The 16,316-nt window shown below is 61.7% G+C and carries 12 protein-coding genes; 11 read left to right on the top strand and 1 reads right to left on the bottom strand.

The features are described from left to right. The 4 genes from M3A49_RS13380 (at nt 1) to M3A49_RS13365 (ending at nt 5,383) form a co-directional block, all read left to right on the top strand. On the top strand, nt 1-1,464 hold the full coding sequence (locus M3A49_RS13380; RefSeq protein WP_266229081.1) for an efflux transporter outer membrane subunit: 1,464 nt from the start codon (nt 1-3) through the stop codon (nt 1,462-1,464). A gap of 191 nt (nt 1,465-1,655) precedes the next feature. Then, nucleotides 1,656-3,041 (top strand): PqiA/YebS family transporter subunit, encoded by a 1,386-nt coding sequence (locus M3A49_RS13375; RefSeq protein ID WP_266229080.1) that lies wholly within the window; start codon nt 1,656-1,658, stop codon nt 3,039-3,041. A 15-nt stretch (nt 3,042-3,056) separates the two neighbouring features. Continuing rightward, nucleotides 3,057-4,652 carry an intermembrane transport protein PqiB gene (locus tag M3A49_RS13370; RefSeq protein WP_266229079.1) on the top strand — a complete coding sequence of 532 codons (1,596 nt, stop codon included), beginning with the start codon at nt 3,057-3,059 and terminating at the stop codon, nt 4,650-4,652. Continuing rightward, nucleotides 4,649-5,383 (top strand): PqiC family protein, encoded by a 735-nt coding sequence (locus tag M3A49_RS13365; protein ID WP_266229078.1) that lies wholly within the window; start codon nt 4,649-4,651, stop codon nt 5,381-5,383. The genes M3A49_RS13370 and M3A49_RS13365 overlap by 4 nt, the downstream gene beginning before the upstream one ends. Nucleotides 5,384-5,529: 146 nt before the next feature. Here the strand turns inward: M3A49_RS13365 and M3A49_RS13360 are convergent, their stop codons facing one another. After that, nucleotides 5,530-6,285 (bottom strand): TetR/AcrR family transcriptional regulator, encoded by a 756-nt coding sequence (locus tag M3A49_RS13360; RefSeq protein ID WP_266229077.1) that lies wholly within the window; start codon nt 6,283-6,285, stop codon nt 5,530-5,532. Between the two features lie 440 nt (nt 6,286-6,725). Here M3A49_RS13360 and M3A49_RS13355 point away from each other — a divergent pair, with 440 nt between their 5' ends. The 7 genes from M3A49_RS13355 (at nt 6,726) to M3A49_RS13325 (ending at nt 16,233) form a co-directional block, all read left to right on the top strand. After that, entirely contained in the window at nt 6,726-7,796 is a 1,071-nt protein-coding gene (locus M3A49_RS13355; RefSeq protein ID WP_266229076.1) for a VOC family protein, read from the top strand. 36 nt (nt 7,797-7,832) lie between these two features. Continuing rightward, nucleotides 7,833-8,789, top strand: coding sequence for a fumarylacetoacetate hydrolase family protein (locus tag M3A49_RS13350; protein ID WP_266229075.1), 957 nt, complete (start codon nt 7,833-7,835; stop codon nt 8,787-8,789). After that, on the top strand, nt 8,786-10,789 hold the full coding sequence (locus M3A49_RS13345; RefSeq protein WP_266229074.1) for an acyl-CoA synthetase: 2,004 nt from the start codon (nt 8,786-8,788) through the stop codon (nt 10,787-10,789). The genes M3A49_RS13350 and M3A49_RS13345 overlap by 4 nt, the downstream gene beginning before the upstream one ends. A 94-nt stretch (nt 10,790-10,883) precedes the next feature. Then, entirely contained in the window at nt 10,884-11,123 is a 240-nt protein-coding gene (locus M3A49_RS13340; protein WP_266229073.1) for a hypothetical protein, read from the top strand. A 289-nt stretch (nt 11,124-11,412) separates the two neighbouring features. Then, complete coding sequence (locus M3A49_RS13335) at nt 11,413-12,153, top strand: OmpW/AlkL family protein (RefSeq protein WP_266229072.1); 741 nt, start codon at nt 11,413-11,415, stop codon at nt 12,151-12,153. Between the two features lie 227 nt (nt 12,154-12,380). Then, the gene (locus tag M3A49_RS13330; protein ID WP_266229071.1) at nt 12,381-15,359 is read left to right on the top strand and encodes a molybdopterin-dependent oxidoreductase; all 2,979 of its coding nucleotides are present in this window, start codon (nt 12,381-12,383) and stop codon (nt 15,357-15,359) included. 10 nt (nt 15,360-15,369) lie between these two features. Next, nucleotides 15,370-16,233, top strand: a complete 864-nt coding sequence (locus tag M3A49_RS13325; RefSeq protein WP_266229070.1) for a 4Fe-4S dicluster domain-containing protein — start codon at nt 15,370-15,372, stop codon at nt 16,231-16,233. Nucleotides 16,234-16,316: the final 83 nt, after the last annotated feature.

Below are 16,316 nucleotides of genomic sequence, written 5' to 3'. Positions count from 1 at the left end.
ATGAGTTTTACTTGCAAGATATCCGTGGCGGTCGCGGCTGCAGCACTCGCCTTGACTGCGTGCTCGTTCGGGCCCAGCGGCGAGCCGCCGCCCATGCCGGCGCCCGAGCGTTATGGTGCCGAGGCGCAGCCAGCGAAGACAGTGGTCGCCGGTGGCATCGCGCAGACATTCGATATCGGCGCGACTCCCGGACCGCAGTGGTGGCGGCTTTACCGGTCCGCCGCGCTGGATGCACTCGTCGACGAAGGATTGCGCAACAGCCCGACGCTTGCGGCGACGCAGCGTACGCTCGCGTCGGCGCAGGAGGAACTGCGCGCGCAGGTCGGCGCATCGACGCTGCCGTCGATCGACGGCGCCGCGCAGGTCGAGCGTGCGCGTACGGCCGTGGTGCCGGGCCTTGGGCCCGAGCAGGTCCAATACAATTTTTTTGCTGGACAGTTGTTTGCGCATTACACGTTCGACCTGTTCGGCCAGACGCGGTACACGAACTCCGCGAGTGCGGCCCGCGTGAATGTGCAGGCTTATGAACTGGAGGCGTCGCGGCGTGCGCTTGCCGCGAACATCGTCGGCACCGCTATCAATGCGGCAGCGCTCGATCGACAAATCGCACTCACCGAACGGCTCGTTGCCGTGTCCAGGGATGCTGCGAATGAGGATCAGCAGCGCTACGCGCTGGGCTCGGTCTCGCGCGCACAGGCGCTTGCGTCAAAACAGGACGCGGCTGCCATCGCGGCGACGTTGCCGGCACTGCGTCAGCAGCGCGCGTGCGCGATCCATGCGCTGGCCGTGCTGATGGGCCGCACGCCGGACAACGCGCCGGTCGTGCCGGACCTCGACAGCCTGTCGCTGCCCGGGCACGTGCCCGTCGCCGTGCCATCGGACCTGCTGCGTTCGCGCCCGGACATCCAGGCAGCGGATGCTGCCGTCAAAGCGGCAGCCGCGGACGTGGGCGCCGCGACTGCCCAACTTTTTCCGAGTCTCTCGCTGACGGGTTCAATGGGCCGCGGCGGGTTTAGCTGGCCGATGCTGCTTTCGGGCGCGGGCGGACTGTGGGCTATTGGCGCCAGCCTGTCACAGCCGATCTTTCATGGTGGCGCGCTGTTCGCACAGCGCCGCGCATCGATCGACGCGTACGACGCCGCCGTGCTGCACTACAAATCGACGGTGCTGTCTGCGTTCCAGGATGTGGCGAATTCGCTCGCTGCCCTGGATAACGATGCGCAGACGCTCGCCTCGACGGACGAAGCCGCAGACGCAGCTCGCACGGCATTTGACGATACCGCGTCGCGCCATCGCATGGGCGCCCTGCCTTCGGGTGCAACACATGCCAGCGAGTCGCGGTATCTCAACGCGCAGATCGCTGCCACGCGCGCCGCAGGTCAGCGCATGAGCGATACGGCGGCGCTGTTCCAGTCGATGGGTGAGATGCCAGCCGCCCAGCAGACGGCAGCGATTGCGCGATGACCACACGTTCGTGAAAGCGGCGACGGCGGTCGGGCCGAATCTGATCGCCGTCGTTTGCCGGTGAATGAGTCAGTGGTTCCCGCCTGGACCGGCTGACAGCCGTCTGGAACATATTGATCGTCCCCGCTGGGACAAGCGCCGCAAGCAGGCGTTGCGCCAGCGGAGGCGGCCGCATTTCTGCTTGATCCCCTATGGAATATCAGAGACTGATTGTCTGCCACGAATGCGATCTGCTGTTTCGCAAGCCTCGCAGTGTCGGGGGGTGCCGCGCTACCTGTTCACGCTGCGGCGCGACCCTGACATCGCTACCCGGCGCGGGACTGTCGCTCGACTGGATCTGCGCTGTGACGCTCGCCGCGTTGATCACCTTTTGCATAGCGCAGTCTTTCGCCGTAATCGAACTGCACGCCAACGGCATGACGTCGGAGGCGACGCTGTTTGGTGCGGTGCACACGCTTTGGTCGGGCAACATGCGTGTCGTCGCGACGGTGGTGTTCTGCGCGTCGATACTCTTTCCGTTGGTCGAACTGTTCGCGCTGCTGTATGTACTGGTGCCGCTTCGGCTCGGCAAGCTGCCGCCGCGTTTTAACAGGATGTTGCGCGTCGTCCAACTCGTCCGCCCGTGGGGCATGGTTGAAGTGTTCATGCTCGGCGTGCTGGTGACGATCGTGAAAATGGTCAGCATCGCCGAGGTGGTCGCCGGGCCGGGATTGTTCGCATTGGGCGCGCTCACCGTCATGCTGGGGATAGTCGCCTCGTTCGACCCGAGCAGGCTCTGGACCGTCCGTGACGAAATCGTGCTTTCTCAAATGGCCGGGGTTCGCTGGTCACGAGTGAGTTCAGGCCGTGGGCGTTTCACGCGTCTACTGCGAATGCGCAAGGCCGGTTCGTTGCCTGCCATCACGGCGAAGCGTGCCGGACTTGTCGGTTGTCATGCCTGTGGTCTCGTTCAGACGCGTGTCGAACGTCAGATCCACCAGCACTGCTCGCGATGCCAGCACGTGCTGCACGAACGCCGACCGGAAAGCCTGACACGAACGGTCAGCCTGCTTCTTTCTGCTGGGTTTGCCTATGTTCCGGCGAACCTGCTGCCCATCATGCATGCGTCGTCACTGGGCCGCCAGGAAGACGACACCATCCTGAGGGGAGTCGCGTACTTCTGGTCGTCTGGAGACTGGCCGCTCGCCATCGTCATATTTGTCGCCAGCGTTCTGGTGCCGATGCTCAAGCTGGTGGTTCTCACGCTACTCACGGTAGCAGCCCGTCGAAGTTCCAGGTGGCGCGCCCGGGAAAGGGCAAGTCTGTACCGGATTGTCGAGCGCATTGGCCGATGGTCGATGCTCGATGTCTTTGTCGTCGCACTGACGGTAACGCTGGTGCATTTCGGCTCGTTTGCCGTCATCACTGCGGGTCCCGCCGCGCTCGCCTTCGCCGCGGTCGTCATCCTCACCATGCTCGCGTCGCATCAGTTCGATCCGCGGCTCATCTGGGATAACGCGGATGCAGCACAGTCTCCCACCCCGACGATGAACGATGGAGCGCTGGCTGCTCCTCTCCATACAAACCGGAATTCCTGAAACAGCTTTCGAACGATGCATCTTTCCAATCTATCCCCTCCCGAACTCAAGCCGCGCAAACGCTGGCTGCCATCCCTGATCTGGCTGGTACCCCTCATCTCCGCATTGATCGGTGTCGCGCTGGTGACCAGATCCATTGCCGAAAAGGGACCCGTCGTAACCGTCACCTTCAATAGTGCAGAGGGCATGGAAGCTGGCAAGACAAAGGTCAAGTACAAGGACGTCGAGATCGGTACGGTGCAAGCCATTTCGCTGTCCAGCGATTTGCGGCGTGTCCTTGTGAGCGTCCAGCTGAACAAGGACGCCGGGAAATTTGCGACGCAGGGCACGCGGTTCTGGGTGGTGCGCCCGCGCATCGGTGCCAACGGGATCTCCGGCCTTGGGACATTGCTCTCTGGCGCGTATATCGGCGTGGATATCGGACGCTCGACTGAAAGCCAGGCGATGTTTCTGGGTCTCGAGAACCCGCCCATTGTCACGACGGGACAGCCGGGGCATCAGTACACGCTCCGGGGCGAGTCGCTGGGCTCGATCGATATCGGCGCGCCCATTTTCTACCATCGTATCCAGGCGGGTCAGGTGGTCGGATACTCGCTCGATCCCGGCGGTGCGGGGGTCATCGTGAATGTCTTCGTCAATGCGCCGTTTGACCGGTACGTCAGTGCCAATACGCGGTGGTGGCATGCGAGCGGCGTCGATCTGCATCTCGATTCGAGCGGCCTGAAGCTCAATACACAGTCGCTTGCGACCGTCGTCGTTGGAGGCCTGGCGTTCCAGTCTCCGGCAGGGCAGGACGCCGGCGAGCCGGCTGCCGGGAAGGCCGTCTTCCGGCTTGCCGCAGACGAAGCGGACGCCATGCGCGAGCCAGACGGCCAGCCGCTCAATGTGATGATGCGCTTCGATCAGTCCTTGCGTGGGCTGTCCGTTGGAGCGCCCGTCGATCTGCGCGGCATTGTGCTGGGGCAGGTGACCGACATCGGTATCGAATATGACGAAACCCACAAAAGCTTCAGCATGAGGGTGTCGATGGCACTTTATCCGGACAGGCTCAGCCGGCGCTCCAGTGACGCGCTACCCGCGCCGGACTCGCCTGGCGGTCACGAATTGCTCGAGCACCTGGTGATGCAAGGCCTGCGCGGGCAGTTGCGGACCGGGAGCCTGATAACGGGCCAGCTTTACGTCGCCCTTGACATGTTTCCGAAGGCGCCTCGCGCGAGCGTCGATGTGCGTCGCAGCCCCATCGAACTTCCGACAGTACCGAATACGCTCGACGAGCTCCAGGTGCAGGTGGCGGACATCGCGAAAAAGCTGGACCAGGTGCCGTTCGACCGGATCGGCGCCAACCTGAATGGAGCACTGGAAAACGCCAACAGGCTGTTCGGGCACATGGACACCGAAGTCGTACCGCAAGCCCGTGACACGCTGGCCGCGGCGCAAAAGACCTTCAGCACGGCGGAATCGACGCTGCGCGCGGCCGCGCCAATGCAGTCGGACATTCAGGATGCGATGCAGCAGCTAACGCGCACGCTGCAGTCGCTCAATACGCTCGCAGATTACCTGGAGCGTCATCCGCAGGCACTGCTTTTCGGCAAGAAGGGAGACACGCGATGAAACCGATGCAATCCGGCTCGTGGCGCGCGATGGCGCGGACCGTGAGCATCATTGGCCTGTCCGTCCTGACGGCGTGTGCTTCGCCGGCCACGCGCTTCTACACGCTCGGCACAGATGCGCAGCCGACCATGGCGAGCAGCAAGGCAGGCTCTTCGTCGCGGATAGACATACGCCCGGTGCAGGTGCCGCCCTCCGTCGCGCGCAGCCAGCTCGTGGTGCAGGTCAACGCGACGCAGGTAAAGGTGCTGGAGGATGATCGGTGGGCGTCGTCCCTGCCGGACGAGATCCGCTATGCGCTGATTGCGGGCGTGAGCCAGGAGGCCGACGGGCCGGGCGCAAAGGCCGTCATGCGCAATGAGGACGATCCCGTCTATCAGGTTGCTGTCGACGTCCAGCGCTTTGAATCCTGGCCCAGTTCACATGTGCTGGTTGACGTTGTGTGGACTGTGGGCGCGTCGCCCGGCGCCGAAACATTGACCTGTCACAGCGTCGTGAGCGAGCCGGTACCGGACGGATATCAGGCGATTGTGCTCGGCCATCGCCATGCGATAAGCGCCGTCGCCGGGCAAATAGCCGAGGTCGTGCGCGGCCTCGCTACAAGGCCCGTGGACAGACCGTTGAGGACCGCGGGGGCGTGGCGCGGAACGGGAAAGACGACGCTGTCCTGCCCGCAATTCGCGGACGGCGTGCAAACGGCGGTCAACGGGGCAGCTGCGCGCTTCGGGGAATGAGCCGCGTCTGCCTGTTGTCCGGCGAGGCCGACGCCCGACCGCCCGACCGGCAGGCTGCCGACAGCGCGGCCGCAAAAGAGAGCGGGGAGACCGTATCGAAGGTTCGCTGACGATACCGTCGCGCCGGTCGTCCGCGCTGACCGATCTCAGTTTTCGTCGACAGCTTCATCCACGATGGGCAGTGGGCGCGCGGCGATCTTTTCCGCCTCCGCGCGTTTTAGCCCGAGCGTTTGCAGCAACATCGCGGCCGTGCGCTCCGGAAAGTGCTCGCCGCTGAAACCGAGTTCCTTCAGCACGCCTGCGGCGCTCGCACCCGGCACAACAAAGTTCAGCTCGGCGGCGATGGCACAGAGAACGGTGCCGCCCACGGCAAGAAATCCGATGAAGGGGTCGGCAACGACGAAGCGCTTGGCCGCAATGCCGTTGCCGATGTCGCGTAGCAGGCGCTGCCCCAGGCCGCGGCTCATCGCGCGGGCCGAAAAGCCTTCACGTATCAGAAAACGTCCCCAAACAGGATCGTTGCGCGCGCGCAGAACCGTATGGCGCACGGAGACGGCGACCACTTCTGCGGGGTCGGAAATGCCCGCCGAAAGGCGGTCCAGCATGTTCGCAAACTCGTCGAATACGCTGTCGACGAGCGTCGCATAGATCGCTTCCTTCGATTCGAAGTGGTTGTAGAACGAGCCGAAGCCCACGTCGGCGGCCTCGGTGATTTCGTTGATCGCTACGCCCTCCATGCCCTTTTCGGCCATCAGCCTCAGGGCAGCGTCGAGCAGGCGGGCACGCGTCTCACGCTTGCGGCGGGCTCCGCGCGGTTCCCGCTCTTCGACAAGGGGAGTCGGGGCGACCGGCGCTGCAACCGTGGAACGCTTGACTGCCCTGCGATTTGTCGTGTTCGTCATGGTGGATCCTGGTCTGATCATATTCCACAGTATAGATTCGAAGGTCTATATTGACAAAACGATCAGCAATGAGTTTAATGTCATAAACGGTCTCGAGGGCCGATCTAACTAAAACTGATGGAGTGACTGTGGAGACAGCAATCAGACATGGCGCCGCGCCAGGCGGCCTGCATCACCTTATCCGTCCGCCCATCGCGGCATCGGAACCCACTATCCATAGCGGGTCGCTGAATCGACCCACGCCGAAGGCAGCGAGCGCTCCCTTCGGCGCGTGGAGTGGCGCGAGAGGCTACCGACGCATCCGCACGATCGCCCACGATTGTCGCAGTGCCGCCGAACACTCAATCAGGCGCCAGCATGTTCCGCGGCACCATCTCACCACCGGCGCGGCATCTCCCGAAGCCGCATTTGCCATCGCAACCGCCTGATTACGTACCGCCATGAAACTGACTACTGCACAGCCGGCTCGTCACCCCCATCCAACGGCGAAGGCAACTGCATTGGCCTATCTGATATTCGACCGGCCAGATCTCGAGCAAGCCGAACATTTTCTCAATGACTTTGGGCTACAGACCGTATCGCGGGAGGCGGCGCTCCTGCTTTTGCGTGGCACCGGGGCATCACACTTTTGCTATGTAGTGCGTAAGGCGTCGAAAGCGCGGTTTGTCGGGTTCGGCCTGCAGGTGGGCAGCAGGACAGAGCTTGACGCACTCGCGAAGCTGCCTGGCGCGTCAGAGGTCGAACTCTCTGCGCAATTGGGCGGCGGCTACGTGGTGCGACTGACAGACCCTTCCGGTTTCGGTATCGAAGCAATATGGGGCCAGGCGCCCGCGTCAGCGTTGCCGCATCGGCAGCCGTTGCCATTCAATTCCGTCGATGCCACCGTTCGCGTCAACGGTACGCAGCGACCGCCCGAGCACGCCCCGGAAGTCATCCGGCTAGGGCATGTCGTACTCGAACTCGCCGACTATCAGGAGACCTGTGCGTGGTACACGCGCCATTTCGGTTTGATCCCGAGCGACGTTCAGGTGCTTCCAGACGGCTCGCCGGCTGTCGCATTCATGCGTCTGGATCTCGGCGACAGGCCGGCCGATCACCACACGCTTGCGCTTGCACAGGGCTTTGTCGCGACGTACAGCCACAGTGCTTACGAACTCATTGACGCGGACGCGGTCGGTATGGGTCAGCGCATGCTGCGCGACAAGGGATGGACGCACGCCTGGGGCATCGGCCGACATATTCTCGGCAGCCAGATTTTTGACTACTGGCAGGATCCGTGGGGTGACAAGCACGAGCACTACTGCGATGGTGATCTGTTCACCGCCGACGAGCCGACCGGGATCCACGCCGTGAGCCGTGAGGCGATGGCCCAGTGGGGGCCAACCATGCCGCGCAGTTTCACGAAACCCAGGTTCACGCCCGCAAGCATTGTGGCGCTTTTCAGAAACCTGCGCCGTAGCCCTGACCTGACGTTAAGCAAGCTGCGAACGCTGGCAAAGCTTTTCGCCTGAACCACACCCAATCTACAGACTCCGGAGCATTCAGTAATGGCACTTCATGTCCTGCATTACTTTCATGATGGCCGCGCCCAGTGGGGCGTGGTCGCGGATGGCGCCATCACGCCGATTCCAGGCGAGTTCAGGTCGACCGGCGCATTTATCGAGGCCAATCCGGTCGAGCGCCTCATGACGCTCGACGGTCCGTCGATTCCGGAAGCGCAAGTGCAGTGGCTGTCGCCCGTGACCATCGACCAGCAGTTCATCTGTCAGGGCGCGAACTATCGCCAGCATATGATCGAGTCCGGCATGGACCCGGACGTGAAGAAGTTCAACATGATCTTCACGAAGGCAACAAGCTGCATCGTTGCGGCCGACGCGGCCGTCGTGAAGCCAGGCGCGGTGCGGTTCCTTGACTATGAGATCGAGCTTGGACTCGTCCTCAAACGCGATATCACGTCGCGTGAAACGATCACCGACGAAAACCTGCATGAGTACGTTGCCGGCGCTGTCATCGTCAACGACTATTCCGCGCGCGATATCCAGATTCCGCAGATGCAGTTTTACAAGGGCAAAAGCTACCGGACGTTTGGCCCTGTCGGTCCTTACCTTTGCCTGCTCGAGAAGCATGACATTCCGAAGTTGAAAGAGCTCGTGCTGACGCTGACAGTCAACGGAGCCGTGCGCCAGAGTGACACGACTGCGGGACTTGTCTATGGTCCTGCAGAGACCCTCACGGAGCTTTCGGGTGTACAGGACCTGCGTACCGGTGACCTGCTCGCGACCGGCACGCCCTCCGGTTGTGCACTGAGCGTTCCAACACCCGAGAAGCAACGCGCCGCAGCGCAGCTGCCTGAAGCGGAAAAATGGCGACTTTTCCTGAAGATGCAGGAGGACAGGCCGCAGTACCTCCAGGTCGGGGACGTCGTCGAGGCAAAAATCGTCAGCCACGATCGCTCCATCGATCTGGGCGTGCAACATAACGTCATCGTCGAAGAGGCAGCATGAAAGACGTCGCGAACGCGCAGGATGTCCGTGCTGTTGAGGCACAGGGACAACTGCCGGATCTTCCGTCGAGTACCTACGAAATGATTCGTCGGGGCGCTGCCATCAATCCATCCGCGCCCGCGCTCTCTTTCTTCCTGACAGCCGACGAGTACGCCAGCCCCGAGTGCTGGACGTACAGCGAACTGGTGAGTGATATCACGCGCACCGCGAACCTTTTTTCGCGACTGGGCGTGCAAGGGGATACGGTCATCGCCTATGTGCTGCCGAATCTGCCGGAAACGCACTTCGTGATCTGGGGAGGCGAAGCGGCGGGGATTGTCTGCGCGATCAATCCGCTGCTTGAAAGCGACGCCATCGGCGAACTGCTCAAGGCCTCAGGCGCCAGCGTGCTCGTAACGCTCGCGCCATTTCCTGGGGCTGGGACTGACCTGTGGCAAAAAGTGCAATCGGTGTTGCATGACGTCCCCGCATTGCGGGAACTGGTGCTCGTCAATCTAGCCGACCGGTTTCCTGGAGAAAAGGGATTCGCGGCCCGGACGCTGCAGCGTCGTGAGAGCGCCAGGCTCCATGGCGAGGGTGGTGTGAGAAGCGCGGTTCCAGCACAGATTCGAATTCATGACTTCACCACCGCCAACTCGGGTGAGTCCGGGGTAATGCTCAACGGCTCACGTCGGCTCAGCATCGATGATGTTTCGTCCTGCTTCTGCACGGGTGGCACCACGGGACTGCCGAAAATTGCGATGCGCCGGCATCGTAACGAGGTGGCCAATGCGTGGAACGCGGGTCAATTCTTTGGCGAAAGCATCGGTCCGGGCAAGACGATATTTTGCGGGCTACCCCTTTTTCACGTCAACGCCGTAATGGTGACAGGACTGCTGGCGTTCTCGCGCGGTGCCCACGTCGTCCTCGGCACGCCGCAAGGCTATCGGGGTGAGGGCGTTGTCAAGCGCTTCTGGGAGATAGTCGCGCATTACCACATCAACTTCTTCAGCGCCGTTCCGACGCTCTATGGTTCACTGCTGGACGTTCCGGTTGGAGAGGACGATATCAGCTCGCTCGAGTATGGCTTGTGCGGCGCTGCGCCGATGCCGGTCGAACTGCTTCGCAATTTCCAGCAGCGTACGGGGATTCGAATCCTGGAAGGCTACGGTCTCACCGAAGGCGCCTGCGTTAGCAGCGTGAATCCGCCATTCGGGGAGCGCAGGGCGGGCTCGATCGGTCTTTGCCTCCCTGGTCAGGCAATGAAGGCCGTGGCGGTCGATGAAGCGGGCCGGTATGTACGGGATTGCGCGGTGGACGAAGTCGGCCAGCTGGTCATTTCCGGGCCAAATGTGTTTGTTGGCTATTCCAGGCCCGAGCAGGACAGCGGCATCTGGACAGACCTCGGCGACGGCGAACGTTGGCTCAATACTGGCGATCTGGGGCGCCGCGATGGCGACGGATACTTCTGGCTCACTGGCCGGAAGAAGGAGCTGATTATCCGGGGTGGACACAATATCGACCCTGCGGCAATCGAGGAAGCACTGCATCGTCATCCGGCGGTCCAGATTGCCGCTGCCGTGGGGCGTCCCGACATGCACGCGGGCGAGTTGCCTGTCGCCTATGTCCAACTCAAGCCTGGCGTCACGGCAACCGAAGCGGAACTGGCCGAATTCCTGCGTGACGGGATCAGCGAGCGCGCTGCGTTTCCGAAGGGAATACGGGTCGTCGATACGATGCCCCTGACGGCCGTCGGCAAGATTTTCAAGCCAGCGCTGAAGCGGCGAGAAGTGGCTGACGCGCTACGGTCGGCTCTCGTCGAGGCTGGCGTTAACAATGCAACCGTTAGCATCGTTGAAGACGCCTCACGCGGGATTGCGCTTCACGTCGATCTCCCCGGTGCAGAATCCGAAGGCATGGCGCGCGCCACGCTAGGGCGTTTTCCTTTCTCCTTTTCGCTGTCTGTGTCGGGAAGACCAGCAGGCGAAGGTAACAGCACTGCAGCGATAGAGACACGCTAACCGCACGCTCACGCGTACGCGCCGCAATATCGCGCCTGATTTGGCAGTTGCATGGCTTAGTCGCTGGAGCAGTCGTTATTGGTTGGGGAAGAAGATGGGCATTGCACCAGAAAGCAGCTTGCGTTCGCTGGTTGAAAAATGGTTTGGACCGATTTCTGCGACGCCGGTACGGATCACCCGATCCGGTCGCGCGCAGTCGAATCAGCAAGTCTCCGTCCATATCGAGCTTCAGTTACCGGGAGGAGCGGTGGGCCTGTTCTTCTTCCGGCACCTCGACGGTTCGTGGCGGGTCTTCCCGCCGGAGGCCGAACGCCCGGTGATGCGTGTTCACTGACGTGCCTGCCAATCAGGACAGGAGAAACTGGTAACAGCACGAAAGACGGCGGACCCTGGATCTGGACGTTTTCGTTTCGGGGCAGAAGGCAGCGTGAAGGAGGAGAGCATCGAGAAGTCAATGGGAAGGCACCATTTAACTTAGCATAACTACATAACACGCTGGCCAGATATGACCGGACGTGATCAAAGCAGACAAATGCCGACACAATTCGGTCCCGGGCACTGAGTGGAATGTGACAACGGTGCTGTTGGGATAAATATCCGGCCAAAGAGACAGGAGAAGACACGTGAGGAATCACAGGAGAACGATTCGCTGCGCCGGTCTGGCGGTTTGCATCTGCTCGGCTGCGCTTGCTGGTCATGCAAACGCCCAGACTGCAGGTAGCTTTACCGTGGCGACGGGGTGGCTGCACGTCGCGCCGCAGAGCAGTGCAACGCCGCTCACCGTGGAAAGCGTTGATGGAATGACGGTGAATCAGCCACTACCCGGTAGCGGTGCGCACGCGACGTCCACGGATACGATGGGAATTACGACCGAGTACTACGTCACCGATCACATCGGCGTTGCCACGCTGATTGGGCTCCCGCTGACAGTGAATCTGGTTGGTGATGGCTCACTCGCCAGGTATGGCGCCCTTGGCTCGACGCGACCGATGCCGCCCGCTATCGTCCTTCGCTACCACCTGCTCGGCGCCCAGTTGAAATTCCGTCCTTTCGTCGGGTTAGGCGTGAACTATACCTGGTTCACCCAGGTGCGCACGACCAACACTCAATTTGTCACAGACAGCCTCGGCCCCGGTGGGTCCGCGCATGCATCGCTCAGCTCGTCCTGGAACCCGGTATTCGAAATCGGGGCGTACTACGCGATTACAAACCACTGGTCCGTTGGAGCCAGCGTCGGCTACGTTCCCGTAAAGACTCACCTGACGCTGGACGGGACAACAGCGAATGGAACGCAAATCGTTTCCCGATCAACGATCCGGCTTAATCCCGTCAATGTCTTCCTGAACGTCGCCTACACCTTCTAGCCGACACGAACAGCGCCCCGCGCGGACGCCTGACATGGCGGCACAGTTTCACCAATAGAGATTTCAATGAACAACACAGAGGTCGAAAGCGGCCCTTCGAAACAGGTAGATGACGCGTGCCCGGGCGTAACGACGCGTTTTACGGGTCCGTTCAGCCGCGCGGGAGTAACGGTCACGCATGCGTTTGTGTTTTCTCCTCGCGGCGATATCTCATTCCGGATGAAACGATGAAGCGACAAGTACTTAAATCGATTCTTTTTGCGTTGCCCAAGGTCCTCGACCTGACGGCACGCCGCTTCCCTGCCTATCGCGATCGGCTAAAGCAGCGCGATCTCGTCGCGTGGATCGGGCTCATGGATCAAAGCATCGGCCGCGTCATCAAGCTCAAGAACGGCCGCATCCGGTCGTGTGCCGGCAGGCATCCGCAGCCCGACGTGCGCATGCTCTTCAAGGATGTGGCAACCGCACTGAAATTTCTCTCCGCCACTCCAGACTACCTGGAGATCATTCACGCAGCGAAAAATTTCAAGGTGGTTACTGAAGGCGACGATGAACTGCTGGTGTGGTTCATGCAAACGCTGAGCATGATGCAAACCATCAGCCTGCCGATGGGTACGCGCATGCACGACGGCACGCAGCGCTACACCACGTGCACCAACGGCGGCCCGTTATTCGTGTACGTGAAAAATGGTCGCATCATTCGCGTGACGCCTGTCGATCTCGACAGCAAGGATGCTCCGAGTTGGGAGATCGAAGCGCGCGGACGCCGGTTTAGCCCGCCCCGACGAGGCCTCGTTGCACCGCACGCATTGGCGATCAAGTCGCTCGTCTACTCGGACAAGCGCATTCTTCGTCCGATGAAGCGAGTCGACTTCGATCCTGACGGGGAACGCAATCCGCAGAACCGCGGCAAGTCGGCTTATGTGCCCATCAGTTGGGATGAGGCGCTTGACATCGTCGCGAAGGAGATTAACCGGCAAAAACGCGTTCACGGCCCCGGGTCGATTACGTTCCCGATGTCGTCCCATCACCAGTGGGGCAATGTTGGCTACTACCTGAGCGCGCTAACGCGCTTCGCCAACCTGATTGGCTTCACCCGGGTGGCTGCGAATCCGGATAGCTGGGAGGGATGGTACTGGGGCGCGATGCATCACTTTGGCAACTCGATGCGCGTGGGCGTGCCGTCAGGCTATGGCGGCATCGAAGACTGCCTGAGGGAGGCGGAAATGGTTGTCTTCTGGTCCTGCGACCCGGAAAGCACCAACGGGGCGTACGCGGGATTCGAAGGCACGCCGCGGCGTCTATGGGCGAGGGAACTGGGAATCGAGTTCGTTCACATCGATCCGCACTGCAATCCAACCGCGCAGTTGCTCGGTGGGCGCTGGATTCCCGTGCGCCCGCAAACCGATGCCGCGCTCGCGACCGCCATCATGCACGTTTGGGTCGCGGAGGGTCTGTACGACGAGGATTACGTTGCCAACCGCACGACTGGCTTCGATGAATGGCGCGCCTACCTGCTGGGGGAAACCGACGGCGTGCCGAAGACTCCCGAATGGCAGCAGTCCGAGACTGGCGTGCCAGCGAAGGATGTGCGTGCGCTCGCGCGCCTGTGGGGCAAGAAGAAGGTCTATCTCGCCGTCGGCATGACAGGTGCGGGGTTCGGCGGCGCAGGACGCGGCGCGACCGGGGCGCAATGGGCGCGCTGCATGATCATGATGATGGCGATGCAGGGGTGGGGCAAGCCAGGCGTCAATTTCGGGTGTCTGGAACTCGGCGCTCCGCATGACCTGCACTTCTATTTTCCGGGCTATGCAGACGGTGGCATGTCTGGCGACCTCGCGTGGACGGCCAATGCCGTGAACAACTATCAGCGCATGCCTCACATCCTGACCATGAATCCCGTCAAGCAGATGGTTCCGCGGCAGCAGCTACCCGATGCCATCATCAATGGCCATGCAACGGGATACCTGTGGGACGGTATGTCACAGGAAGCGCAGTTCGCGCCGTTCAGCTACCCGATGCCAGGCTATTCGCCGATCCACATGATCTATCGCTATGGCGGATCTGCTTTCAGCACCGTCACGAAATCCGGACGCTGGGCCGACGCCTACCGCCACCCGAGCATCGAGTTCGTGGTCAACCAGTCGATCTGGATGGAGGGCGAGGCGCAGTTCGCCGATATCATTCTGCCGGCGTGCACGTCGCTGGAACGATGGGATATTGGCGAATGGTCGAATTCGGGCGGCTATGCCCATCACGGCTTCAGCACTGTCAATCATCGCATGGTGATGATGCAACACAAATGCATCGAGCCGCTGGGCGAGTCCCGCTCCGATTACGACATCTTCACCGCGATTCTGACCCGTCTCGGGCTTGGGGGCGTGTTCACCGAAGGATGCGGCGAACTCGATTGGGTCAAGAGGGTATTCGAGTCGTCGGATCTGCCGGATCACATTTCGTGGCGAAACTTCTGCCGCAAAGGCTATTACGTCGTACCACCCGAGAAGCCTGAACTGCGCCACCCGGTCGACATGCGCTGGTTCGCGGAAGGTCGTCGCAAGGATCTGCAGGAACCGCATCCCATGCCGTCGCAGTACGTCGAAAAGTTCGGCATGGGATTGCAGACGCCCAGCGGCAAGATCGAGTTCGTACCTGAGTTGCTGAAGCGACACACCGCCGACAACCCCGAGCGGCCGCCGCTGAACCGGTATATCCCGTCCTGGGAAGGGCTGCGCAGCGAACTGGCCCAGCGCTATCCGCTGCAACTGATTGCGACTCATAGCCGGTACAGCTTCCACACGCATTGCGACGGCAAGAATTCCTCGGTCAACAGCGTCGAAGATCATCGCGCTTTGATCGGCGGGCATCGATTCTGGTTGCTGCGGCTCGGTCCCGCCGACGCGGCGGCAAGGGGGATTGCCCACCGCGATCTCGTCAAGGTCTACAACGACCGCGGCGCTGTCATTTGTGCCGCTGACGTGTCGCCTCTGGTTGCCGCCGGCGTGGTCAAGTCATACGAGGCGAGCGCTGAATTCCAGCTCATCGAAATCGCCGGCGAGCGTGTCGAGATCGGCGGCTGCATGAACATGCTCACTCCTGACCGGTCCCAGACGGCGGGCACGAGCAGCATGAGCCCGAATTCATGCCTCGTGCAGGTTGAAAAGTGGAAAGGCGCCGACGCGTTCATGCTCGGTCGCGCAGCGTGAGGAGCAGGCAATGAGCAAGTGGAATCTGGTTATCAAGGTCGGGCAGTGCGAGAACTGCCAGAACTGCGTGATCGCCGCGCGAGACGAGCACGTGGGCAACGACTTTCCCGGCTACTCGGCACCCGCTGCGGCCGATGCCGAAAGCCCCATCCGCATCCTGCGCCGGGTGCAGGGCGACGCGCACCTGGTCGAGACGACGTACCTGCCGGTCATGTGCAATCACTGTGACGATGCACCATGCATGCGAGTGGGTGGCGACGCCATCCGCAAGCGCGCCGACGGCATCGTCATCATCGATCCGGATAAGGCGCGAGGCAGAAAGGACATCGTGAAAGCCTGTCCGTACAAGGCGATCGTGTGGAATGAGGCACTGCAGTTGCCGCAGACCTGGATCTTCGATGCGCATCTGCTCGACCAAGGGTGGCAGCATCCGCGATGCGAACAGTCATGCCCGACGGGCGTATTCGAAACCGTCAAGCTCAATGACGCCGCGATGGCACTGAAAGCACGACGGGAAGGACTCAGGGTTTTGGAGCCCAAACTCAAGACAAAGCCCCGTGTGTGGTATCGCGGCCTCGAACGCTGGGATACCTGCTTTATTGGCGGTAGCGTCAGTGCACAGGTGGGGCAGATCGTCGAATGCGTCGCCGATGCCGCCGTCGCGCTGCATACGGGCGACCAGAAGGTGGCCGATACCGTCACGGACGCGTTCGGCGATTTCCGGTTCGCAGGCCTGGCCAAAGACAGCGGTCGCTATCGAATCGAGATACGTCATGACCTCGGCAATGCGTCGCGTGAATGTCTGATGGGCGAAAGCGTTTATCTGGGCGAGATCGAGCTCGTCCAGTCGACCAACGAAGTCGAGGCTGCCTGACGCCACAACAGGAGAACCATGCTGGAGACGGCAGACCGATGGCCGTCAGTGCCGCCGGACGGGCGCTGTGCGGGCCGGCTGGT

This window comes from Paraburkholderia sp. CNPSo 3076 (genome assembly GCF_026343935.1).
Classification (GTDB): Bacteria; Pseudomonadota; Gammaproteobacteria; order Burkholderiales; family Burkholderiaceae; genus Paraburkholderia; species Paraburkholderia nodosa.
This window is presented reverse-complemented; position numbering and strand designations above follow the sequence as displayed.

Bases quoted from the DNA above. Each gene is read 5' to 3' on its own strand.
- M3A49_RS13380 (WP_266229081.1), top strand. From the start codon at position 1: ATGAGTTTTACTTGCAAGATATCCGTGGCGGTCGCGGCTGCAGCACTC.
- M3A49_RS13375 (WP_266229080.1), top strand. From the start codon at position 1,656: ATGGAATATCAGAGACTGATTGTCTGCCACGAATGCGATCTGCTGTTT.
- M3A49_RS13370 (WP_266229079.1), top strand. From the start codon at position 3,057: ATGCATCTTTCCAATCTATCCCCTCCCGAACTCAAGCCGCGCAAACGC.
- M3A49_RS13365 (WP_266229078.1), top strand. From the start codon at position 4,649: ATGAAACCGATGCAATCCGGCTCGTGGCGCGCGATGGCGCGGACCGTG.
- M3A49_RS13360 (WP_266229077.1), bottom strand. From the start codon at position 6,285: ATGACGAACACGACAAATCGCAGGGCAGTCAAGCGTTCCACGGTTGCA.
- M3A49_RS13355 (WP_266229076.1), top strand. From the start codon at position 6,726: ATGAAACTGACTACTGCACAGCCGGCTCGTCACCCCCATCCAACGGCG.
- M3A49_RS13350 (WP_266229075.1), top strand. From the start codon at position 7,833: ATGGCACTTCATGTCCTGCATTACTTTCATGATGGCCGCGCCCAGTGG.
- M3A49_RS13345 (WP_266229074.1), top strand. From the start codon at position 8,786: ATGAAAGACGTCGCGAACGCGCAGGATGTCCGTGCTGTTGAGGCACAG.
- M3A49_RS13340 (WP_266229073.1), top strand. From the start codon at position 10,884: ATGGGCATTGCACCAGAAAGCAGCTTGCGTTCGCTGGTTGAAAAATGG.
- M3A49_RS13330 (WP_266229071.1), top strand. From the start codon at position 12,381: ATGAAGCGACAAGTACTTAAATCGATTCTTTTTGCGTTGCCCAAGGTC.
- M3A49_RS13325 (WP_266229070.1), top strand. From the start codon at position 15,370: ATGAGCAAGTGGAATCTGGTTATCAAGGTCGGGCAGTGCGAGAACTGC.